Raw genomic sequence first — 21,840 nt, forward strand, 5'->3', positions numbered from 1 at the left:
GTGTCATCGCGCCGCCTCACTGCGCAATCGCGCGTCCAGCCGGCGGTGGACCAGGTCGGCCGCGCGGTTCATCAGCACGAAGGCCACGCCCACCACCAGGGTGCCGCCCAGCACCGCGTTCATATCGGCGGCGAACAGCGCCTGGGTGATATACAGCCCGATACCGGGCCATGCGAAGACGGTTTCGGTCAGCACCGCGCCTTCCAGAAGATGGGCAAAGGTCAGCGCCACCACGGTGACCAGCGGCACCAGGATATTGCGGAAGGCATGCCCCCACAGGATCAGCGCCTCGGGCGCACCCTTGGCGCGGGCCGCCAGAATGTAATCCTGCCCCAGTTGTTCGATCATCAGCGACCGGGTCATCCGGGCGACATAAGCCATTGAGAAATAGCCCAGGATTGCCGCCGGCAGGATCAGGTGACGAAAGCCGTCGAGCATCGCCGCCGGCTCGCCCGCAAGCAGGGTATCGATCAGCACGAAGCCGGTGACCTCCGGGATCGTATAGGCCCAGACCACGTCCAGCCGGCCGGGGCCGGCCACCCAGCCGAGCCGGGCATAGAACACCAGCAGCCCCACCAGCCCCAGCCAGAACACCGGCACCGAATAGCCGACCAGCGCCACCGCCCGCACCAGATGATCGGCCAGCCGTCCGGCGCGGGCGGCGGCGATCACCCCCATCGGCACGCCGAACCCGACGCCGATGATCGTGCCGGCCATGGCCAGTTCCACCGTTGCCGGAAACACCCGCGCCACATCCTCGGCAACCGTCAATCCGGTCATGGTCGACCGGCCCAGATCGCCGTTCAGCACGTTCCACAGATAGAGCAGCAATTGTTCATAAAGCGGCAGATCGAGGCCAAGCGCCACGCGCGCCGCCTGATAAGCCGCGGGGCCGGCGCGGTCGCCCGCCACCACCAGCGCCGGATCGATCGGCACCACCCGGCCGATCAGGAAGGTCACCACCACCAGCCCCAGCAGGGTGACCGCCAGACCGACCACCAGACCGGCCGCGGCCTTGATCGACGACCGGCCGGCAACAGGCGGTCCTGCCCTCACTTGGTGACCTGCCAGTAGATATAAGTGTCGAAGGCCGGGCCCGAAATCCAGCCGCTCACCGGCTTGCGCATGGCGGTGGGCTCGGTCTGCTGGAACATCACGATCACCGGCCCCTCCTCGCGCAGCCGCTGCTGGATATCCTGATACAGCGCCACCCGGGCCTCGGTGTCGCGCTCGCCGACCGCGGCTTCCGCCAGCCCGCCGATCTCGTCATTCTTCCAGGTGTTGCGCCATGCGATGGTCTTGGCAGTGCCGCCCTCGCTGTTGTCGGGGTTGCGGGCGAAATAATCGACCGTGGAATTCGGGTCGCCATAATCGGGCGACCAGTACATCAGCAGGGCCTCATGCGCCCGTGCCCGGTATTTGGTCAGCACCTGTCGGGTATCGGCGGTCACCAGCGTGACCCGGATGCCGATCTCGGCGAAATTGGACTGCAGCGCCTGGGCGATGTCGCGATAGGGGGCCGTGCCCGAGACGTCGAGCTTCAGGTCGAAGCCATCGGCATAGCCGGCCTCCGCCATCAGCGCCCGGGCCTTGTCGACGTCGCGCCCATAGGGCCGGTCGGTCAGGGCGCCAAAGCTGCCGGCGCCCAGGATCGCCTGATGCGGCCGGTACAGCCCGTCGAGCAGGGTGGAGGCGATGCCGTCATAATCGATCGCCCAGCGCATCGCCGCACGCACCTTCGGGTCGGTCAGCGCCTCGACCTTCTGGTTCAGGGCCAGATAATAGATCGTGGCCTTGGGCTCGGTTTCGACCTTCAGGTCGGGATTACCGGCGATGCCCTTCAACTGCTCGGTGCCAAGCCGGCGGGCGATATCGACATCGCCCTTTTCCAGCAGCAGCCGCTGCGCGGTCGGCTCGGGCACATGGCGAATGATCACCCGCTTGAGCCTGGGCGCGCCGGCATAGAAATCCGGATTGGCCTCCAGCACCACGGCTTCCTTGGGCCGCCAGGTGATCAGCCGATAAGCACCGCTGCCGGCACTGTTGGTCTTCAGCCAGCCATTGCCGAAATCGCCGTCGACCTCATGTGCCTGCGCCTCGACGTGATCGACCACCGCCCCGATGCTCGACGACAGGCTGTTGAGCACGAAGCTCGGGGCGAAGACCTCGCCCATGGTCAGTTCAAGCGTCGCATCGTCACGCGCCACCACCATCTGGTCAACCGTCTCGGGCGTCCAGCCCAGCCGGGTCAGGATGAAGGACGGCGCCTTGTTCAGCTTCACCACCCGCTGCAATGAGAAGGCGGCATCATGGGCGGTCAGCGGCCGGCCGCTCTGGAAGGTGACGCCGGGGCGCATGGTGAAGGTGAAGGTCCGTCCGTCATCGGAGATCGCCCAGCGCTCGGCGGCCCCGCCCTGGATCTTCGTGAAGTCCTGCGGGTCCGGCACGGTCAGGCGCAGATAGACGTTGTTGAGGATTTCACCGGTCGCCAGTTCGAAGCTCTCGGCCGGATCGAAGGTCGCGATATCGTCGATGTAATGGGCCATCACCAGCGTGTCGGGCGGCGTCGCCGCCCGCGCCGGCGCCATGCCCGGCACCGCCAGGACCATCACAACCGGCAGGGCCACCGCCAGAGCGAACTGGCGCAGGCGCGACCAGACGCCGTCTCGCCTCGACACGCGGCTGGCGGGCTGCGTGCGGTCAGCAGTCATGAGATCGGTCACCGCTTCTGAACTCCCGACACAATCACAATTCATCGCCTGCATCATGAAGCATCGATGCCGTCTGCGCCAAGCCCGCGCGCGACGGACCGGTCAACCGATCGCCGTCTCCTCGGCGGTGTCCGGCCGGTCATCGCAGGCGCCGGCCAGATCCCGGGCAGCCGCGATCGGCAGGCACAGCCGCACCGTGGTGCCGAATCCATAGGTGCTGTCGATGTCGATGGTGCCGCCCTGAAGTTCTGTCAGGGCTTTGGCAATGGTCAACCCCAGCCCGGCGCCCTCGAATCGTCGGGACAGCCCGTCATCGGCCTGAAAAAACGGCTCGGCGACATGGGCCAGACTTTCCGGCGGAATACCGATGCCGGTATCGCTGATGGTCAGGGCGGCGATGCCGTCGGGCCGGACCTCGACCAGAACCACCACCTCGCCATCCGCTTCGGTGAACTTGATGGCATTGTCGAACAGATGGTCGAGCACCCGGGTGCAGCAGCGCGGGTCGGCCAGCACATGAACCGGACCAGTGTCGACATGCTCCAGCCGGACACCCGCCCGGCGCGCCTTCTCGGCTGCGGTGCGCACCGCCAGACGCAGCAGGCCCTGCGCCTCCACCCGGCGCAGTTCCACCACCTCCTCGCCGCCATCGATCCGGCCAAGGCCGATGATCGCGTCGACCATGGTGATCAGCCGGCGACCGGCGCGGCCGATCTCGTCGATATAGCCGTCATAGGCGGCGGCACCCAGCGGGCCGTGCATCCGGGCGCCGATCAGGTCGGCATAGCCCAGAATCGCCGCAAGCGGCGTGCGCAGCTCGTGGCTCATCATCGAAATGAAACGGGATTTCGCCCGGCTGGCGCTGTCGGCCATGTCCCGTGCCTCGGCCATCGCGGCCTGAACGGCGCTGCGCTCCTCGACGTCATGAAAGCTGATCACCAATCCGCCGACCGCGCGATCGTGGCGAAGATCACGCACCAGCACGTCGCAGGCGCGCGCGCCCCGCCCGGCCAGGTCGATGCGGATCTCGTCGGTGGCCGAGGTGCAGGCGCCGCCGGCCACCAATGCCACCAGCCCGGTCAGCCGGATGCCGTCATCAGGCACCGCAAGATCGGCGATGTTGCAGCCGAGCGCGGCTTTTGCGAGTTCATGAGGGCCGGCCGCCTCAAGCACCGTGGCTCCGTCACTGGTGACCACGATCAGGTCGGTGGCGTTCTCCAGCAGCGCGGCCATCCGCTGCTGGCCCAGCCGCAACGCCTCGGCCTCGCGGGCGGCCGAGATGGCGAAGCGTTTGTCCACGGCCGCCGAGGCGATGATGATCACCACAACCAGGATCGCGCCCAAGGCCACGAACACCGCCATGACCTCGGGCCGGATCGCATGATAATTCGCTTCAAGAAACAGCAGCTTGCCGAGTGCTATGGTCGGCTGGGGCTCGAAACGCGCCGCGGCCATGCCGGCATAATGCATCCCGGCAATGGCAACCGTCATGACCAGTGCCGCCGCAAGCCTGATGAACAGGCCGGTCCTGCGGCGCGCGATACCAAGGGCCGCCGTGGCGGCCACGAATGCGACCAGCAGGCTGAACCCGAACATATAGGGTTCATAGAGCAGGCGCGCCGGCATCCGCATCGCCGCCATACCCATGTAATGCATGCCGGCCACGCCTGATGCCGTCAGCAGCCCGGCGCCGGGAAGCGTGAGCGGCCCGATCTTCTCGCGACTGACCAGCACCAGGCCGACCGTGGTCAGGGCGACCGCCAGCAGCAGCGACAGCACGGTCAGGGTCAGATCATAACTGACCGGAAACGGTACTTCATGGGCCAGCATGCCGATGAAATGCATCGACCAGATGCCGCCGCCCAGCACGAAGCCGCCGGCGGCGATCCACAGCATCCGCATCCGCCCGCGTGCCTCGCCGATCCGCGCCGCCGTCTGAAGCGCCGCACAGGAGGCCAGGAACGCGATCATCAGCGACAAGGCGACCAGCCATGGCTGCAGGCTGCTCGACGCAAAATGGTCATGGCCCGCTCCGGTGAATTCGAACATTTGCGTCCAGACCCTCTGCGGCCGCCGTGCACCGATACCATCTGCCGGCAAGGCTCCCGATCCAAGGGCACCCCACCGCCGTCTTTCCACGCCATCCCACATGCCATCGTCCGAACATTCCGAGCCGACGATCGGTGCAGCCGCATGTTGGCCTGCTATTGCCGCCGGCCTGCGCTGAAACAGCGCGGCCGATGACGTTTCATGGCATTCTGCCTGCTGAGAATAAAGGAATCATGGACAAGCGACATGACCAAAACCGAAAATCCAGACCGCATGACTGCTGCCGTCGCCGCCGCAGCCGCAACCGTCGGCCAGGCGATGGCCGGCCGGCGCAGCACACGCGCATTCCGGGCCGACCCGGTGGCGCGCGAGACGATCGAGCAAATCCTGGCCCTGGCCGCGCGCGCGCCCAGCGGATCGAATATTCAGCCGTGGAAAGTGCATGTTCTGGCCGGCGAGGCCCGCGCCCGTGCGGTCGCGGCCATGACCGCCGATCATTCAGCCGGCAGCCCGCGCGCCAGTTGGGGCTATACTTATTACCCGGTAAAGTGGCGCGCGCCCTATCAGGAGCGGCGGCGGGCGCTGGGCTGGTCGCTCTATGGCCTGCTGGGTATCGGGCGCGGCGATGTCGACCGCATGCAGGCACAGGAACGGCGCAACTACGCCTTTTTCGACGCGCCGGTGGGCCTGCTGATCACCATTGATCGCGATATGGAACAGGGATCCTGGGTGGATGTCGGCATCTTCGTGGGCCAGGTGCTGATCGCCGCCGAGGCGATGGGGCTGCAGACCTGTCCGCAGGCCGCACTCGCCACCTATGACGACGTGCTGCGCGAGGTGGCGGGGCTGGACCCGGGCGAGCAGATCGTCTGCGGCATCGCCATCGGTCATGCCGACCCCGACGACGTCACCGCCCGGTTGGAAACCCCGCGCGAACCGGTGGAAGGCTTCGCACGGTTTCTGGGCTTTCCCGACTGACCGCGCGTGCCGGCGCCCCGCCGGTGGCGATGGCGGCAGATCAAGGGCGGAAGGCGGCGGGGCCAGAGCCGCGCCGCCTTCTGCTTTTGTCGGACAGCGCCGGCCCGGTACAGCGCCAGCCCGGTCAGGTCCGGTCAGGCCGGGTCCCATTGCGGGGCGAAGGATGGATTGATCATCCGGCCATTGCCGCGCAGGGCATCGATGCGGGCGCGATCCGCATCGCTGAGCGTGATGTCGAGGGCGGCCAGATTGGCACGGATATGGGCCTCGCTGCCGGCCTTGGGGATGGCACTGACCATAGGCTGATCGATCAGCCAGCGCAGCACGATCTGCGCCGGGCTTGCGCCATGCGCTTCGGCGATCTCGCGGATCACCGGATCGTCGGCAACCTTGCCGCGGGCGAGCGGGCTGTAGGCGGTGACCATCATGCCATGGGCCCGGGCATAATCGATCACCGGCGTCTGGTTCAGATAAGGATGGTACTCCACCTGATCGGCCGCGACGTCGACGCCCAGTTCCTCGACCACGCGACGCATCAACGCGACCGGGAAGTTGCTGAGCCCGATCAGACGGGCGCGACCAGCGGCCTTCACCGCCTCCAGCGCCCGCATGGTCTCTGCCAGATCGACCTTGGGATTGGGCCAGTGGATCAGCAGCAGGTCGACCTGATCGACCGCGAGCTTCTTGAGCGACTCGTCCACCGACGCCTCAAGGGTGCCGGCGGCAAGGCGCTCATACCAGACCTTGGTGGTCAGGAAGACCTCGCTGCGGTCGACGGGCGACTCGGCCAGCGCCTCGCCCACCTCGGCCTCGTTATCATAGATCTGCGCGGTATCGATGTGGCGATAGCCCAGTTCCAGCGCCGTGCGCACGGCCCGGACACAGGCGCGGCCGGTGATCTGCCAGGTGCCGAAGCCCAGCGCCGGCACGCGGGCACCCTTGACGTCGATGATGGTCTGCTGAGGCATGGATCTCTCCAGGTATGTCAGGTCGGTCACCGCGGCGATCGGCAGGGCCGCGGCTGGACATCATGATGCGTGGCGGCGGGCAGCCATGGTTCCGGCCGGTCAGTCGAGGGCGACACCCAGCCGGGCCGCGACGAAGTCCAGCCGGTCCTGACCCCAGAACAGCTCGTCACCCACAACATAGGTCGGCGCGCCGAAGACGCCAGCGGCCAGCGCCTCGCGGCCGAAGGCGTCGCGGGTGCGGGTATGCTCTTCCGCAGCCGCTTCCGCCCGCGCGGGAAGCGCGCTGTCGAAGCCGTTGCGGCGGGCAATATCCACCAGCGTCTCGGGATCCGCGATGTCGCGATCCTCGGCCCAGACCGCGGTCAGCACACCACCGATCAGGCCGGCGGGATTGCCGCCCTCGGCGATGGCCTGCAACACCATCCGCGCGGCCCGGCTCTCATCGGCAGGAAAGAAGCGGGGTTCAGGGTTCAGCGGCACGCCCAGACGGTCGGGCCAGCGCCGCAATTCCATCATGCGATAGGCCTGACGCTGGACGGAACGCTGCTTCAGCGGCAGACCGCCGGTTTCAGGAAAGATGCGGCCCAGATCGACCGGCTTCCAGGCGATCCGCGCTCCGGCCCGGTCCGCGATCGCAACTAGCCGGTCATGGCCGAGATAGGTCCAGGGCGAGATCAGCGACAGATAGTAATCGACGCGCAGCGACATGGCTCGAACGGTTCCCGATGAACGGCCGTGGCGCCCCCGGGGGAGGCGACGCGCACCGGCCGGATACATGACAATGCCGCCCGCCAGGGATGTCCCCGCGCGGGCGGCATCGGGTGCGCGCCTACGGTATACCGATCAGACCGGACGGACAACGTAACCGATGCGGGGGAAGTGCACGGCAACCTCGCCCACCTCCGGATCCTCGCGGCGGATGCTGATCCGCCGCCGGCTGGCGGCCATCACCTCGCCCTCGACCGGATCTTTGCCGAAATCGTCAGGGGTGACGGTGACCCGCGTGCCTGGTGCCGGCGCATTCTCGTCCGCCTCGCCCGTCGGGTCGGCGGCGGTCGGCGATGCCTCACGCGCGATGGCCAGCGCCTGTTCGGGCGTCATATCCTCACGCGTGCCATGGCGGAACTCGCGCACCCGGCCGGTCCATGCCTGGGCATTCAGATAGTCCGCCATCACACCGCCGACCTTGCGGCCGTTGTTCTCAAGGAACCAGATCGGGTGATAGGCGGCGAAATCGGCCAGGCTCGGCTCGTCGCCGAACAGATACAGCGATCCCTGGCCAAGCGCGTCGTCCAGCACCGCCAGCGCATTGTGGAGCTGTTCCTTGAACAGCGGGATCGCCGCCTTCATCTTCGCCACGTCGCCGCGCGGTGCGCCGTTCATCCGCGCGCGGTCGTCGATCAACTCCTGCGGCATCTTCTCGGCATTCCAGGCCATGGCATAGCGCACGGCGGGCCAGAACAGCATCCGTTCCGCCCACAACGCATAGGCAACCAGCCCGCCCCAACCGCCGGACGCGGTACCGTTTTCAGGGAACAGGGTCGGCGACGGATGCCGCCGCTCCAATTCTTCGGCGATCAGGTTGGTATCGATATAGATGTCGGCGCCGATCTGCATCACCGGCGTGCGCCGATAGCCACCGGTCAGCGGCGTCAACTGTGGCTTCGGCGCCCAGACCGGCTGGATCACCGACTGCCAGGTCAAGCCCTTGAAGCCCATCATCAGACGGGCCTTTTCGGCGAAGGGCGAATTATCATAGTGGTGGAGGATGATCTGCGTCATCGCTCTCTCCTGTCTGCGCGGCGATGCCGTCCGCCGCCGTGGTTCGGACCACTGGTGTCGCTCTGAAGGCGATATCCTGCGGAATTTTTATACCATGGGTTATTATCGCACGTCAGCATGCCACCCTCGGTGACAGGTCAGATATCCAGCGGCGGCAACGCAATCGGGCAGACCCGCTCATAGCCGCGGGCGGCGCGCAACACCAGGGCATCGGCGCCCACCGGCCCCACGATCTGCAGACCCACCGGCAACCCGTCGCGATCGAAGCCGCAGGGAATGGACGCGGCCGGCTGGCCGGTCAGGTTGAACGGATAGCTGAACGGGGTCCAATCGTTCCATTCCGTGGAACCGGCCTGACCGGGCTGGTTCTGGCCTGTGGTGAAGGCGGTGACCGGCAGGGACGGCGTCAGGATCAGGTCATAGCGCTGGTGAAGCTCGGCCATAACCCGCGCCAGCGCCGCCCGTTTGAACTCGGCGGTGCCGAGGTCGACGGCACTGAACCCCTGGCCGATGGCGATCGCAGCCCCCAGCGAGCGGTCGAAATGCCGGCGCTGATCCTCGCTCATACCGGCGGCCATCACCGCAGCGCCCGTCGTCCACAGGATCTGGAACATCCGGCGCGCGTCCGGCAGTGCCAGATCGATCCGCTCGACCACGGCACCCTCATTGCCGAACACCGCCACCGCGGCCGCCACGGCCGCGGCCACGTCCTCATCCACGACCTCATCATTGATCGTCGGCGCATAGCCGATCCGCAGACCTTTGAGCCCGGCATTCAGATGGGTGGTGAAGTCCTGCGCCGGATAAGGCTGCGCGTACCAGTCGCGCCAGTCCGGCCGCGCGATCGCGTTCAGCATCAGTGCCGCGTCGGTGACCGTGCGGGTCATCGGCCCGACATGCGCCAGGCGGGCAAAGGGGCTGGGCGGCCAGGACGGTACCCGCCCGAAGCTGGGCTTCAAGCCGAAGATGCCGGTAAAGCTTGCCGGAATCCGGATCGACCCGCCGCCATCGGTGCCAAGGTTCAGCGCGGCGATGCCGGCTGCGGCCGCCACCGCCGCTCCGCCCGACGATCCGCCGGGGGTCACCTCCGGATACCATGGATTGCGGGTGATGCCGGCAAGCGGGCTTTCCGTCACGCCCTTATGGCCGAATTCCGGTGTCGTGGTCTTGGCGATGAACACGGCGCCCGCCTCGCGCAGCCGCGCCACCGGCGGCGAGTCTTCATCCCAGGGCTGATCGGGATCGATCGCCCGGCTGCCACGCAGGGTGGGCCAGCCGGCCGACAGCAGAAGATCCTTGATCGTCGCCGGCACGCCGTCCAGCGGCCCAAGCGCCGCCTGCCGCATCCAGCGCGCCTCGGACTGGCGGGCGGCGGCAAGAGTGGTTTCGTCGTCGATAAACGCGCAGGGGTTCAATGTCGGCTGAACCGCCCGCGCCCGGTCCAGGCAGGCCTGTGCCACCTCCACCGGCGACAGGGCACGGGCGGCATAGGCGGCGGCAAGGGTTGCCACATCGGCGGTACACAGATCGATCGGCGGGGTGCTGCTGCCAGCGGGATACGTCATGGCGGAGACCTCTCCTGGTCGATGATCAACGGCCACGGCCGTCAGGGGGATAGGGGATCGGGCGGGCCCGGCTCCGGGGCCGCTGGTATGACATCGCCATCGGCACCCGCCGCAGCAGGCGTGGCGACTGGCACGGCATCCGGGGCAGTACCGGCTGCCCCCCGCCCCCAGTCGACAGCGGCGATATCGGCGGCGATCCGTCCGGCCAACGCCCCGCTGGCGCCGTCGCGTCTGGCCGCCGCCGGCAGCACGCGACCGCCGCCGGCAATGCGGCGCACTGCCTCCGCAACCATGGCGAACAGCCCGACCAGATCGCCGCCATCATCCAGCACGCCGGCGGCGCCGGCCGAGAGCAGTTGAGCCACCGCCGCCGGGGCCGCGGCATCGCCATAAGCCAGCACGATCAGCAGCCGGCGCGGCGGCAGGCCGGCGGCAAGCCCGCAGAGCCGTTCCAGAGCATCGATCAGCGGCTGTTGAAGCACCAGCACGACGACCGCATCGGACACCGCGTCCATCCGGCGGCCGATATCCGCCACGTCATCCGACACATCGTCGACCGGCTCGATACCGGCCGAGGCAAGGCCGCTGCGCCAGGTCGCCAGACCCAGCGCGTCGTCACCGGTGCGGACCAGCAGCACCGCGGGGTTGGTGGGGCGCAACGCAGAGGTCATGTGCCGGACACGGCACCCAGGCCCCGGGCAAGCCTGTGCGCCAGGGCGTCGATGGCGGTCCGCGCATCGGCAAACCACGCGGTCATGTGCAGGAAGCCGTGGAACATGCTCTCGGCACAGACATGGCTGGCCGCCACACCGGCCGCGTTGAGCGCCATGGCATAGGCCTCGCCTTCACGCTGCAACGGATCGAATCGCGCGGTCAGGATATGGGCGGGCGGCAGCCCGGTCAGATCGCCATGGGCCGGTGACAGGCGCGGGTCTTCAAGCGACACGGTCTCGGGCACATAGCAGCTGCGGAACCAGCGCAACAGCCGCTCGGTCAGGAACAGCCCCTCTGCCGACCGCTTGTCGCGCGTCTGGCCAGTGCCGAGATCGGTGGCTGGATAGATCAGCAACTGAAACGCCGGCCGGGCGTCGTCCTCACGCAGCAGCAAGGTCGCGGCCGCCGCAAGATTGCCGCCGGCGCTGTCGCCCCCGACCGCGATCCGCGCCGGATCGAGCCCCAGCGTGCCGGCACGCGCCACGAGATCGCGGAAGGCCGCGACGGTATCGTCCAGCCCGGCCGGAAACGGATGCTCCGGCGCCAGACGATAATCGAGCGACACCACCACCACACCCGATGTGATGGCCAGACGCCGGCAGATGTCATCGTGGGTTTCAAGGTCGCCCAGCACCCAGCCGCCGCCATGCATGAACAGCAGGGCCGGCAAGGCACCGTCGCCGGCCGCATCGGAACGGTAGATCCGGGCCGGCCGGTCGTCGGCGCCCCCCGCCAGCACCATCGATTTCACGGCAACGCCGGTCTGCACCGGCCCCCGGAAGCGTAGCATCGTATCGCGAAACAACGCCCTGGCTTCACCCAGCGCCATCTCGTCGTAAGGCGGCGGCGGGCTTGCCCGCAGCATGTCGATGAACAATTGCGCCTGGGGATGCAGTCCGTCGAAGGTGAACACTGCCTGGCGCGCTCCATGGTCTGGGGTGGGCCCCCGCAATGTCGCGAGGCGTCCGGTCCGGCATCCGCACAGGCCGCATGGATACATGACCCCGGGAATGATCCGGCGATGTCGCCTCCGGCGTCAAGCCGTCTGTGTCGACATCATGCCCGCCATCATGCCCGCCGCCGCCTCGCAACCCATGGTTACGCCGTGTCACCGGTTGCGCAACAGCGGCGCGCCGTCGATCTGCCGAGGGGTCACACGCCTTCGAACAAGGGCGGCCGCTTGTCGGAAAAGGCGCGGCGTCCTTCGACGTAATCGGCGCTGTCGAAGCACTCCGCCACCGCCTGATCGGCAATCTCGGCGGTCGGCGCGCCATCGCTGCCGATCAGGTGTTCCAGCGACAGCTTGGCCGCCTTGATGGTCAGGGGTGCCAGGCCGGCGATCGCCGCCGCCCGCTCGGTAACCACATCGGCCAGCGCCACATGCGGCACCACATCAGATACCAGCCCCCATGACAGCGCCTCCGGGGCGGTCAGCCGCCGGGCGGTCAGCACCATCTCGCGCGCACGGGCAAGCCCCACCGCCGTGCCAAGCCGTGCCAGCGCGTCACGGCCATAGCCGACACCCAGCCGTGCCGCCGGAATGGCGAAGACCGCCGCCTCGTCGGCGATCCGGATGTCACAGGCCAGCGCCAGATTGAGCCCGCCGCCGACACAGGCGCCATGGATCATCGCGATCACCGGCAGGCGGTGCCGCGCCAGCCGCCCCAGCACGGCACCGGTCGCCTGAGCATAGGCCGCCACCGCCTGCGGATCGCCCCGCTCCTGATCGAAGCGCGAGACATCGGCGCCCGAGGCGAAGGCATGATGGCCTTCACCACGGACAACCAGAACCCGCACCGCCGGATCGGCCGCAAGCTCATCGAGCGCCGCCGCCATGGCATGCCACATATGCAGACCGATGGCATTGCGCCGTTCCGGGTTGTCAATGGTGAGCGTGGCGATGGCACCGGCGGTTTCGACGCGGATACGGCCGGCATCGGGCATGGGGGACATGATCCGGACTTTCGTAGAAGAGGAATGGCATCTGCCAGATACTTGATCTGATCAGATCACACCACGGTCGCGCAAGCCGGCGATGTCAGCGGCGGAGAGGCCAAGTGTCGCAAGCACCCGGTCGGTATCCGCCCCCAGCGCCGGCGGCGGGCCGGCGATGCCGCCAGGGGTGGCCGCAAGTGTCACCGGCAGCCGCAGCAATGCCGCCGCGCTGTCGCCCGCATCGGCGCCCTCCGCTTCGGCCAGATCCACAGGCACCGCCAGCTTCAGATGACGGACCTGCTCATCGGCGAAGACCTGTTCCATGTCGTTGATCGGCCCCGCCGGCACACCCGCGTCGTTCAGCATGGCGATCCATTCGGCGGCGGGTCGGGTCTCGAAGCGTTCAGCGATGATCGCGTTCAACCGGTCGCGATTGGCCGACCGCGCGGCGGCACCGGTGAAATCGGGATCGGCCAGCAGGTCGTCGAGCCCGACGGTCTGGCAGAACCGGCGCCAGATCACCTCGCCCGCGACCGCCAGATTGATCGGACGGTCGGCGGTGGGAAAGACGCCGGTCGGAATGGCGGTCGGATGGTTGTTGCCCGCCTGCCCCGGCACCTCGCCCTCGACCAGATACCGGGCGGCCTGGAAATCCATCATGAACACCTGCGCCTCCAGCAGCGAGGTGTGCAGCCACTGGCCCTCGCCGGTCGCACGGGTATGGATCACCGCGGCCAGGATGCCCAGCGCGCAGAACATGCCCGCCGTCAGATCGGCGATGGGAATACCGGCGCGCACCGGCCCCTGACCGGGCAGGCCGGTCACCGACATGATCCCGCCCATGCCCTGAGCGATCTGGTCGAAGCCCGGCCGCCCGGCATAGGGGCCGTCCTGGCCGAAGCCGGAGATCGACGCCATCACCAGGGCCGGGTTGGCCGGCTTCAGATCATCCCAGGCGATGCCGAGACGCTGCTTCACATCGGGGCGGAAGTTCTCGACCACGACATCGGCCCCGGCGACCATCCGCCGGAACACCGCCAGACCTTCGGGGGCCTTGAGATCGAGCGTGATCGAACGCTTGCCCCGATTGAGATTGGCGAAGTCGCTGCCGGTGCGGCCAAGCATGCCATCGCCGCCCGACGCGGTCGCGGGTGGCTCGACACGGATGACCTCGGCGCCCCAGTCGGCGAGCAGACGGGTGGCGGCGGGGCCGGAACGGACCCGGGTCAGGTCGAGCACCCGGAGGCCGGCAAGCGGCCCCCGGGGAACTGGCGATCCTGACGCAGTGTCGGCGGATTGCGGGTCACGAGGCTCCGGCATAGCGCTTCCACAGCTCCATCAGCTTGGCGCCATCCTCGCCATTGTCGTCGACAAAGCCCTGATAGATCGGCTTCACCATCTCGTCGACCTTCGCGCGGTCCTCGGCCGACAACGGCACGCTCACCTTGGCCTGCGTCTTGATCTCGGCATAGAGCTTGTCCTGCTCGGCCTTGAAGTTCTCGGTCGACCAGGCAATGGTCTCGGTCACGGCCTGCTCAATCGCCTTCTGCTGGTCGGCGTCGAGCGACTGCCATTTGCGGCCGTTCATGATCAGCAGATAGGGCGACCGCACGAGATTGGCGTCAAGATGGGTCGGCGCGACGCTGGCCAGATTGTTGTTCACATAGGATGACCAGGTGGTGGCGATGCCGTCGACCGTGCCGGTCTGCAATGCCAGAAACTGCTCGGCCGCGCTCATGAACACGACCGAACCGCCAAGCGCGCGCAGGGCCTCGTCGGACAGGCCGCCCGCGCCGCGCAGCTTGCGGCCGTTCAGATCGCCGATGCCCTTGACCGGCTCACGCAGAAAGATGCCGACATCGCCCGAGCTGTTGATCACGCCCAGCATACGCACGTTGAAGCGGCCGAGCGACCGATCGATGACGTCACGCACGGCGGGATCGGCCGCGAACTTCGCCTGCGCCTCGTCGGTATAACTGGCTGGCGGGAACGGCAGGGTGAAGATGTTCAGAAGCTTGGCCTGGCCGGTGACATAGCCGGCATAGATCGAATACATGTCGACCGTGCCTTGCGCCGTCGCCTGAAGGCCCTCTCGGCCTTTCACCAGGCTTTCAGCGGGAAACACCTCGACATCGATGCTGTCCGACAGCGCCTCGACCCGGTCGGCGAAGTGCTGGGCGGTGCGGCCGCGGAAGTCTTCGGTCGCGAAATAATGGCCGAGCCGGATGGTGACATCGGCCGCATTGGCGGCACCGGCGGCGGCGAGCGTGAGCACTGCTGCGGCGGCACCGCCGAGAATGCGGGCGCGCAGGCCCGGCAGGCGCGTGTGCATGGACGGGGACATGGCGGGGTTACCTCCCATTGAGCGTTTCTTCTAGAGCGATTTTCGCGTCATCCGGCTCACGAAAATCGCTCTAAGGTATTCGTTTATCGAGCATCTTCACCCGATCAGGTGGTTGCACCTGATCGGGATCTACTCTAGCGGATGAAGTCGGTCACCAGTTCAGGTGCGATGCACAGGATGACGATGACCAGAACCAGCAGGGCCATGAACGGCACGGTGCCACGCACCACCTGCCCGATGCTGGTTCCGGGCAGACAGGATTTCGCCACATACAGACACAGGCCCACCGGCGGCGTGATCACGGCAAACGACATGTTGACGATCAGCACCATCGCGAACCAGATCGGGTCGAAGCCAAGCTGGATGATCGTCGGATACACGATCGGCATGGTGATCAGGATGATCGAGGTCACTTCCAGGAACATGCCCAGGACGAAATAGGCCAGCATCAGCAGGGCGAAGACCGCCCAGCGCGACAGGCCCATATGCAGCACCCATTCGCTGACCGATTGCGGCACCCGCAGCAGGCCCAGCAGATAGCCGAACAGCATGGCGCCGATCAGCACGAACATGACCATGCACGAGGTGCGGGTGGCATTGACTAGCGCGGTGCGGAAGCTGGGCCAGGTGAGCTTGCCCGACAGCAGCGCCAGCAGCAGCGCGCCGATCACCCCCACCGCCGCCGCCTCGGTCGGCGTGGCGATGCCGGCATAGATGCTGCCGATCACGGCCACGATCAGCAGCAGGGTCGGACCGGCCAGCGTCACCGAGGCCAGCCGTTCCCCCCAGGTGAAGCTGGGTCGTGTGGCACCGGGCTCTATGCCGTGACCAAGGCCGACCGCGACACCGATATACAGGCAGAACAGGGCGATGATCAGCAGCCCGGGCACCAGGCCGGCCAGGAACAGGTCGGCGATCGGGGTTTCGGTGACCACGCCATACAGGATCAGCGGCAGGCTGGGCGGGATGATCATGCCGAGCGCGCTGGAGGCGGCGACGGTGCCGGTCGACATCTCGCGGGTATAGCCGCGCCGGACCATTTCCGGAATCGCCACCCCGCCGATGACCGCGGCCACGCCGACACCGGTGCCGCTGACCGCGCCGAAGGCGGCGCAGGCGAAAACCGCGGTCATCGCCAGCCCGCCCGGCAGGCGGCTGAGCCAGCGTTCGATCGCCAGGAACAGGTCGCGGCCGATGCCGGTGAAGCTGATGATCTCGCTCATCAGAATGAACAGCGGCACCGCCGTCAGCACGAATTCGGCCGTGGCGCCCCAGCTGATATTGGCCAGCGCCGACAGCGATCCGACATCACCAAAGGCCAGCAGCCCGGCCAGGGTCGCGCCCGACAACGCGAAGCCGATCGGCACCGCGAACAGCACGAAGCCGAACAGCAGGATAAGGGCAACGATGCCACCGGTCATCGGCCGCCCTCCCCGGGGCGGCCATGCGGCTCGCCACCGGTCAGTTTGACCAGGGCCTCAAGCATGCCGGCCAGCGCCGACAGGCTCAGCACCAGCGCACCCACCGGGATCGCCGCCTGCGGCATCCAGAGCGGGGTGGCCAGGATGGTCGGCGACTCCCAGCCGAAGTCCCAACTGTCATAAGCCATCGACGCGCCGGTCCAGACCAGGGCGATGCCGACCAGAAAGGCGACCAGATTGCCGAACAGCGCCAACGCGGCACGCCCACGCGGGCCGGCCATTTCCTCAAGCATCTCCATGCGGACATGGGCGCCCTGGCGCAGCACCCAGCCGCCGGCCAGAAAAGTTGCCGCCACCAGCAGGTAACCGCTGACCTCGTTCACCCAGGTGGTCGGGCGGCCGATGGCATACCGCGACACCACCTCGTAAAACACGAACGCGGCCAGACACATGACCAGCACTGCCGACAAGGCGAAGGCAGCACGGGCCAGGCGGTCGGCGCCGCCCAGGATCGCTTGCATGGATTCCTCCCGAGGATCGCCGCCGATTTCTCCGGCTGGCTTTGGCATGCATTGGAGTGTAGGCGTGGGCTGGCAAAGTGTATATACTTTTCTAAAATCAGGATGCATTGCAGCGCAAACCGGATACTATTGCGCCGCATGAAAGCCACACGACCGCCGATCGGGCCAGGGGCGGGCATGGATCGTTCACGCCGGCGTCCTGTGCGCTATCCTTCACGCTGGTTCTTCCAGGTTCCACCCCGTCAACGGCAGCTCATGACCGATCAACAGACCCACAGACGGCCGACCATCGCCGAACAGGTTCAGAAGCGTCTGGCCGACGACATCCTGTCGGGCAACCTTCCACCAGGATCGGTGATCGAGGAGACGACGCTGGCCGAATGCTATGGCGTTTCACGCACGCCTGTGCGGGAAGCCGTGCGCCGGCTGGCCGAAAGCGGGCTGATCGACACCCGCCCCCGTCAACGGGCCGTGGTCGCGCGGCTGACCATGTCGTCGGTGCTCGAAATGTTCGAGGTGATGGCGGAACTGGAGGGGCTGTGCGCCCGGCTGGCCGCGCGCCGGATCACGCCCGAGGGGCGGATCGCCTTGAAGGCCGCCTGCGCCGATGCCCACACCCAGGCAATGAACCTCGATGTCGACGCCTATTACGTGGTGAATGAGCGGTTTCACGAACTGATCTATCAGGCCGCGCACAACCAGTATCTGGAACAGGAAACCCGCCGGCTGCGCGACCGGCTGCGGCCCTATCGGCTGCATCAGGGCCGCAGCCCCGGCCGCATGGCCGGATCCGACGGCGAACATGCCCAGGTGATGGCGGCGATCCTGCGTGGCGATGCCGATGACGCCGCCAGCCTGATGCGCGCCCATGTGGTGATCCAGGGCGACGTGCTCCGCGACTTCATCCTGCGACCGCCACCGGGCCTTGCCGATGCCGGCTGATCCGGCTGCGTACCTGCATTCGACCGTTCAGGCCCACCTCCCCTCCTGGCCCACCTCCCCTCCAAAAAAGGCACCCGACCGATGACCGATCAGACGCCCGCCGCCGAAGCCCCGGCGGTCACCCTCTCCCTTGGCCGCGGCGTCGCCGTGCTGGAAATCCGCAACCCGGCCAAGCGCAATGCCGTCAGCTATGGCATGTGGGTGGCGATGGCCGACCATCTGACCGGGCTTGCGACGATGGCCGCCGGTGAGCTGCATGCGGTGGTGGTGCGCGGCCACGGCGAACGCGCCTTCGTGTCCGGCGCCGATCTCAGCGAATTCAACGCCGCGCGTGCCGGATCGGATGGCCCGAAGCGTTATGACACCGCGGTCGAGGCTGCCTCGGCGGCGCTGGAAGCGCTGCCGGTGCCGACCATCGCCATGATCCACGGTGCCTGCATCGGTGCCGGTTTCGGCGTCGCCATGGCCTGTGACCTGCGCTATGCCGACGACCGTGCGGTGTTCGCGGTGCCGGCCGCCCGGCTGGGCATCGGCTATCACGCCACCGGCGTGCGCCGGATCGTCGACGCGATCGGCGCCGCCGCCACGCGGGAACTGCTGATGACGGCCAAGCGCTATGATGCGGCCGAGGCGAAGGCGTTGGGCATGGTGAACGCCATCCTGCCGTCCGACGGACTGCAGGCGCATGTCGACAGCATCCTCGACACGCTGCGCGACAATGCCCCGCTCAGCATCCGCGCCTCAAAGCAGACGGTGCGGGCCGCGATCCGCCCTGAAGATGCCGATACCGCCGCCGCCGCCCAGGCCGCGATCGCCGCCTGCAACGACAGCCGCGACTATGCCGAGGGCATTGCGGCCCTGGGAGATCGCCGGCCGCCGGTCTTCACCGGCAATTGACCACGGCTCGGCATTCTATCGGCGGCGCTCCACCGCCGCCGCACCAACAGAGAAATGACCCCAGACAATGATCCCCGCCGCTCATCCAGCCGATACCGCCGCCGACAGCCTGCATGCGATCATCCTGACGACGCTTGCCCGCCATCCCGACACCATCGTGATCGACTGGCATGGCGGACCGGTGACGGCGGTGGCACTGCAGGCCCGTGCGGCCGGCTTCGCATCGGCCCTGGCAGCGCTGGGGGTGGCGCCGGGTGACAGGGTGGCGGTGCGGGTGGAAAAGAGCCCCGACGCCATCGCCCTGTTCCTGGGCACGCTGATGGCCGGGGCCGTATTCCTGCCGCTGAATACGGCCTATACCGTGACCGAACTGGCCTGGCTGCTCGGCGATGCCGAACCGGCGGTGTTCATCACCGATCCTGCCGCCGTTGAGACCTGCCGCCCGGCCGTGCCGGCAGGGGTTGCGATCGCCTCGCTCGGCAGCGACGGATCGGGCGATCTGGCGGCACGAGCGTCGCAGGCATCCGCCCCGGCCCCGGTTGCCTGCGGGCCGGATGCTCCGGCGGCGATCCTCTATACCTCTGGCACCACCGGTCGTCCCAAGGGCGCCGTGCTCAGCCACCGCAACCTCACGGCCAATATTCAAGCACTGTGCCGGGCCTGGGCGATCACCGACCGGGATGTGCTGCTGCACGCCCTGCCGCTGTTTCATGCCCATGGCCTGTTCGTGGCCGCCGGAACCCTGCTTGCGGCTGGCGGCCGGATGATCCTGTTGCCGAAATTCGACGTGGCCACGGCCCGCGCCCACCTGCCCGCGGCCACACTGTTCATGGGCGTGCCAACCTTCTATGCCCGGCTTCTGGACCTGCCCGGCTTCGGGGCCGATGACTGCCGGCACCTGCGGCTGGCCGTGGCCGGATCGGCACCGCTGGGCCCGGACCTGTTCCGCCGCTTTCAGGCTGCCACCGGTCATGCCGTGCTGGAACGCTATGGCGCCACCGAAATGAGCATCGCGGTTGCCAACCCCCTCGATGGCGAGCGCCGTCCCGGCAGCATCGGCTATCCCCTGCCCGGCTGCGAGGCGCGCGTGGTCGGCCCCGACGACGCGCCGCTCCCGGCCGGCACAGCCGGCGAGCTTCAGATCCGGGGGCCGAACGTGTTCACCGGCTATTGGCGCCGGCCGGACGCGACCGCAGCCGCCTTCACGCCCGACGGCTTCTTCCGCACGGGCGATCTTGCCGTCGCCGAGGCCGATGGCCGGCTTGCCATTGTCGGCCGGTCGAAGGATCTGATCATCACCGGCGGCTATAACGTCTACCCGCGTGAGGTGGAGATCGTGCTCGACGACCTGGACGGCGTCGGAGAAAGTGCCGTGATCGGCCTGCCGCACCCGGATTTCGGCGAGGCGGTGACCGCGGTGATCGAGGCCTCAGCCGGCAGCGCCGCCCCGGCCGAGGCCAAGGTGATCGGCCACCTGCGGTCGGAACTCGCCGCGTATAAGTGCCCGAAGCGGGTGATCGTGGTCGACCGGCTGCCGCGCAACACCATGGGCAAGGTCGAGAAGGCCCGGCTACGGGCCGAGCATGCCTCCCTGTACGGCTGAGACTGGCCCTCTCCCCATCGGCCCGCCACCCTCGGGTGAGCGAGGGCGGCGTCTTCGCGCTCGCAAAAAAATGTGACATGCATCGCATCCGACCGGGCATTTCCCGTGTAACATCATTGGGACATGTCGTGGCGGCTTGGCGTTCGGGCTGCAAACCGACTAAGTTGGCGACCTGAGGCCACAGCCGCCCACCAGCCGGGAGATCCGCATGCCGACAGGCGCCGCGCCACCGCGCGCCACCGATAACCGCCGTGTCAGGGGCGCCGGTGCCGCCGATACCGATGCGCCCCGGGCCTCCTGGCGGGACGGCGATGGCGGACGGCTGCTCGTGGTGAGCGGCGCGTGGACCACCGCACGATTGAGCACGATCGAACGGCTGCGCCGTGGCAGGGAACCGGCGGCGACCGCGATCGACATCGGCGGCGTGACCGCGCTCGACGCCAATGGCGGGCTGATGCTGCTGGCGCTGGCCGGCGTGGACCAGACGCCGGCCGACGGCCAGGCCGGCGACATTGCCGTCCATGGCGGCGACGATCGCAGGCGCGACCTGCTCCAGACCCTGATGACGGCGGCCGCGGCCGAATGCGGCCGCAAACCGCGGTCCGGCGGGTTCCTCGGCATGGTGGAAACCACCGGCCGGGCGACGGTCAACGCGCTGAAGGAGGCGCGCGATCTGGTCGGCTTCATCGGCCTGGTCACCATCGCGATCGGTCGCACGATCTTTCAGCCACGACGGCTGCGCATGACCGCCCTGGTCAGCCATATCGAGCGCACAGGCCTGGACGCCATGCCGATCGTGGGGCTGCTGGGCTTCCTGATCGGTGTGGTGCTTGCCTATCAGGGCGCCGACCAGCTGCGTCAGTTCGGCGCCGAGATCTTCACGGTCAATCTGGTCGGCGTGGGCGTGCTGCGGGAAATGGGCATCCTGCTGACCGCGATCATCGTCGCCGGCCGGTCGGGTAGCGCCTTCACCGCCGAGATCGGCGCCATGACCATCAACGAGGAGGTGGACGCGATCCGCACCCTCGGCCTTGATCCGGTGGACATGCTGGTGGTACCGCGCATGCTGGCGCTGATGATCACCCTGCCGCTGCTGACCTTTTTCGCCAACATGATGGGCCTGACCGGCGGCGCGGTGATGGCGCTGCTGACCCTCGACATCTCGATCGACCAGTATATCCGTCAGCTTGAAAGCGCCGTGACCATCACGACCTTCCTGGTCGGCATGGTCAAGGCGCCGGTCTTCGCCGCCATGATCGCGATGATAGGCTGCTTCCAGGGCCTCCGGGTCGGCCGCTCGGCCGCGGCCGTCGGCCGCTCGACCACCACATCGGTGGTCGAGGGCGTGTTCGTGGTGATCCTGCTGGACGCGCTGTTCTCGGTCCTGTTCTCGATACTGGGGGTGTGACA

The 21,840-nt window shown here is 67.8% G+C and carries 19 protein-coding genes; 5 read left to right on the forward strand and 14 right to left on the reverse strand.

Translation table 11 applies throughout. The features are described 5' to 3' along the window. Positions 1–3: 3 nt before the first annotated feature. The 3 genes from IEW15_RS12605 to IEW15_RS12615 all read right to left on the reverse strand — a co-directional run bounded on the left by IEW15_RS12605 (position 4) and on the right by IEW15_RS12615 (position 4,760). The gene (locus IEW15_RS12605) at positions 4–1,056 is read right to left on the reverse strand and encodes an ABC transporter permease (protein ID WP_188578378.1); all 1,053 of its coding nucleotides are present in this window, start codon (positions 1,054–1,056) and stop codon (positions 4–6) included. Then, positions 1,053–2,711 (reverse strand): ABC transporter substrate-binding protein, encoded by a 1,659-nt coding sequence (locus tag IEW15_RS12610; protein WP_229708060.1) that lies wholly within the window; start codon positions 2,709–2,711, stop codon positions 1,053–1,055. Before IEW15_RS12610 ends, IEW15_RS12605 begins: the two co-directional genes overlap by 4 nt. Positions 2,712–2,813: 102 nt before the next feature. Next, a complete protein-coding gene (locus IEW15_RS12615) occupies positions 2,814–4,760 on the reverse strand; it encodes a sensor histidine kinase (RefSeq protein WP_188578380.1) in 1,947 nt (648 codons plus the stop codon). Positions 4,761–5,006: 246 nt separating this feature from the next. Between IEW15_RS12615 and IEW15_RS12620 the strand changes: the two genes are divergently transcribed. Beyond that, positions 5,007–5,738 (forward strand): nitroreductase, encoded by a 732-nt coding sequence (locus tag IEW15_RS12620; protein WP_229708061.1) that lies wholly within the window; start codon positions 5,007–5,009, stop codon positions 5,736–5,738. 134 nt (positions 5,739–5,872) lie between these two features. Here IEW15_RS12620 and IEW15_RS12625 read toward each other — a convergent pair whose 3' ends face one another. The 11 genes from IEW15_RS12625 to IEW15_RS12675 all read right to left on the reverse strand — a co-directional run bounded on the left by IEW15_RS12625 (position 5,873) and on the right by IEW15_RS12675 (position 16,988). After that, positions 5,873–6,706 (reverse strand): aldo/keto reductase, encoded by an 834-nt coding sequence (locus tag IEW15_RS12625; protein ID WP_188578382.1) that lies wholly within the window; start codon positions 6,704–6,706, stop codon positions 5,873–5,875. Between the two features lie 99 nt (positions 6,707–6,805). After that, entirely contained in the window at positions 6,806–7,414 is a 609-nt protein-coding gene (locus tag IEW15_RS12630) for a 2-hydroxychromene-2-carboxylate isomerase (protein ID WP_188578384.1), read from the reverse strand. A 135-nt stretch (positions 7,415–7,549) separates the two neighbouring features. After that, positions 7,550–8,488 carry a glutathione S-transferase family protein gene (locus IEW15_RS12635; RefSeq protein ID WP_188578386.1) on the reverse strand — a complete coding sequence of 313 codons (939 nt, stop codon included), beginning with the start codon at positions 8,486–8,488 and terminating at the stop codon, positions 7,550–7,552. Between the two features lie 137 nt (positions 8,489–8,625). Beyond that, positions 8,626–10,053 (reverse strand): amidase, encoded by a 1,428-nt coding sequence (locus tag IEW15_RS12640; RefSeq protein ID WP_188578388.1) that lies wholly within the window; start codon positions 10,051–10,053, stop codon positions 8,626–8,628. A gap of 41 nt (positions 10,054–10,094) precedes the next feature. Beyond that, positions 10,095–10,724: a hypothetical protein gene (locus IEW15_RS12645; protein ID WP_188578390.1), complete on the reverse strand. Its 630-nt coding sequence runs from the start codon at positions 10,722–10,724 to the stop codon at positions 10,095–10,097. Next, positions 10,721–11,680, reverse strand: a complete 960-nt coding sequence (locus IEW15_RS12650; RefSeq protein ID WP_188578392.1) for an alpha/beta hydrolase — start codon at positions 11,678–11,680, stop codon at positions 10,721–10,723. Before IEW15_RS12650 ends, IEW15_RS12645 begins: the two co-directional genes overlap by 4 nt. A 239-nt stretch (positions 11,681–11,919) precedes the next feature. Beyond that, positions 11,920–12,720, reverse strand: coding sequence for an enoyl-CoA hydratase (locus IEW15_RS12655; RefSeq protein WP_188578394.1), 801 nt, complete (start codon positions 12,718–12,720; stop codon positions 11,920–11,922). 51 nt (positions 12,721–12,771) lie between these two features. After that, positions 12,772–14,022, reverse strand: a complete 1,251-nt coding sequence (locus IEW15_RS12660) for a CaiB/BaiF CoA transferase family protein (RefSeq protein ID WP_188578396.1) — start codon at positions 14,020–14,022, stop codon at positions 12,772–12,774. Next, on the reverse strand, positions 14,006–15,046 hold the full coding sequence (locus IEW15_RS12665; RefSeq protein WP_188578398.1) for a TRAP transporter substrate-binding protein: 1,041 nt from the start codon (positions 15,044–15,046) through the stop codon (positions 14,006–14,008). Before IEW15_RS12665 ends, IEW15_RS12660 begins: the two co-directional genes overlap by 17 nt. 134 nt (positions 15,047–15,180) lie before the next feature. Continuing rightward, complete coding sequence (locus IEW15_RS12670) at positions 15,181–16,467, reverse strand: TRAP transporter large permease (RefSeq protein WP_188578400.1); 1,287 nt, start codon at positions 16,465–16,467, stop codon at positions 15,181–15,183. Then, positions 16,464–16,988 (reverse strand): TRAP transporter small permease subunit, encoded by a 525-nt coding sequence (locus IEW15_RS12675; protein ID WP_188578402.1) that lies wholly within the window; start codon positions 16,986–16,988, stop codon positions 16,464–16,466. Before IEW15_RS12675 ends, IEW15_RS12670 begins: the two co-directional genes overlap by 4 nt. A 255-nt stretch (positions 16,989–17,243) precedes the next feature. On the opposite strand from IEW15_RS12675, the gene IEW15_RS12680 reads away from it, so the two are divergent. From IEW15_RS12680 to IEW15_RS12695, 4 genes are all read left to right on the forward strand, one after another. After that, positions 17,244–17,930 carry a GntR family transcriptional regulator gene (locus IEW15_RS12680; RefSeq protein ID WP_188578404.1) on the forward strand — a complete coding sequence of 229 codons (687 nt, stop codon included), beginning with the start codon at positions 17,244–17,246 and terminating at the stop codon, positions 17,928–17,930. Positions 17,931–18,011: 81 nt separating this feature from the next. After that, a complete protein-coding gene (locus IEW15_RS12685; RefSeq protein WP_188578406.1) occupies positions 18,012–18,827 on the forward strand; it encodes an enoyl-CoA hydratase-related protein in 816 nt (271 codons plus the stop codon). Positions 18,828–18,894: 67 nt separating this feature from the next. After that, positions 18,895–20,430 carry an AMP-binding protein gene (locus IEW15_RS12690; RefSeq protein ID WP_188578408.1) on the forward strand — a complete coding sequence of 512 codons (1,536 nt, stop codon included), beginning with the start codon at positions 18,895–18,897 and terminating at the stop codon, positions 20,428–20,430. Between the two features lie 208 nt (positions 20,431–20,638). Next, on the forward strand, positions 20,639–21,838 hold the full coding sequence (locus IEW15_RS12695) for an MlaE family ABC transporter permease (protein ID WP_188578410.1): 1,200 nt from the start codon (positions 20,639–20,641) through the stop codon (positions 21,836–21,838). Positions 21,839–21,840: the final 2 nt, after the last annotated feature.

It is taken from the genome of Tistrella bauzanensis, from assembly GCF_014636235.1.
Lineage (GTDB): Bacteria > Pseudomonadota > Alphaproteobacteria > Tistrellales > Tistrellaceae > Tistrella > Tistrella bauzanensis.

What these genes read in the sequence shown, in the direction of transcription:
- IEW15_RS12610 (WP_229708060.1), bottom strand. Translation starts at nt 2,711, where the DNA reads ATGACTGCTGACCGCACGCAGCCCGCCAGCCGCGTGTCGAGGCGAGAC.
- IEW15_RS12615 (WP_188578380.1), bottom strand. Translation starts at nt 4,760, where the DNA reads ATGTTCGAATTCACCGGAGCGGGCCATGACCATTTTGCGTCGAGCAGC.
- IEW15_RS12620 (WP_229708061.1), top strand. Translation starts at nt 5,007, where the DNA reads ATGACCAAAACCGAAAATCCAGACCGCATGACTGCTGCCGTCGCCGCC.
- IEW15_RS12625 (WP_188578382.1), bottom strand. Translation starts at nt 6,706, where the DNA reads ATGCCTCAGCAGACCATCATCGACGTCAAGGGTGCCCGCGTGCCGGCG.
- IEW15_RS12630 (WP_188578384.1), bottom strand. Translation starts at nt 7,414, where the DNA reads ATGTCGCTGCGCGTCGATTACTATCTGTCGCTGATCTCGCCCTGGACC.
- IEW15_RS12635 (WP_188578386.1), bottom strand. Translation starts at nt 8,488, where the DNA reads ATGACGCAGATCATCCTCCACCACTATGATAATTCGCCCTTCGCCGAA.
- IEW15_RS12640 (WP_188578388.1), bottom strand. Translation starts at nt 10,053, where the DNA reads ATGACGTATCCCGCTGGCAGCAGCACCCCGCCGATCGATCTGTGTACC.
- IEW15_RS12645 (WP_188578390.1), bottom strand. Translation starts at nt 10,724, where the DNA reads ATGACCTCTGCGTTGCGCCCCACCAACCCCGCGGTGCTGCTGGTCCGC.
- IEW15_RS12655 (WP_188578394.1), bottom strand. Translation starts at nt 12,720, where the DNA reads ATGTCCCCCATGCCCGATGCCGGCCGTATCCGCGTCGAAACCGCCGGT.
- IEW15_RS12660 (WP_188578396.1), bottom strand. Translation starts at nt 14,022, where the DNA reads ATGCCGGAGCCTCGTGACCCGCAATCCGCCGACACTGCGTCAGGATCG.
- IEW15_RS12665 (WP_188578398.1), bottom strand. Translation starts at nt 15,046, where the DNA reads ATGTCCCCGTCCATGCACACGCGCCTGCCGGGCCTGCGCGCCCGCATT.
- IEW15_RS12670 (WP_188578400.1), bottom strand. Translation starts at nt 16,467, where the DNA reads ATGACCGGTGGCATCGTTGCCCTTATCCTGCTGTTCGGCTTCGTGCTG.
- IEW15_RS12675 (WP_188578402.1), bottom strand. Translation starts at nt 16,988, where the DNA reads ATGCAAGCGATCCTGGGCGGCGCCGACCGCCTGGCCCGTGCTGCCTTC.
- IEW15_RS12680 (WP_188578404.1), top strand. Translation starts at nt 17,244, where the DNA reads ATGACCGATCAACAGACCCACAGACGGCCGACCATCGCCGAACAGGTT.
- IEW15_RS12685 (WP_188578406.1), top strand. Translation starts at nt 18,012, where the DNA reads ATGACCGATCAGACGCCCGCCGCCGAAGCCCCGGCGGTCACCCTCTCC.
- IEW15_RS12690 (WP_188578408.1), top strand. Translation starts at nt 18,895, where the DNA reads ATGATCCCCGCCGCTCATCCAGCCGATACCGCCGCCGACAGCCTGCAT.
- IEW15_RS12695 (WP_188578410.1), top strand. Translation starts at nt 20,639, where the DNA reads ATGCCGACAGGCGCCGCGCCACCGCGCGCCACCGATAACCGCCGTGTC.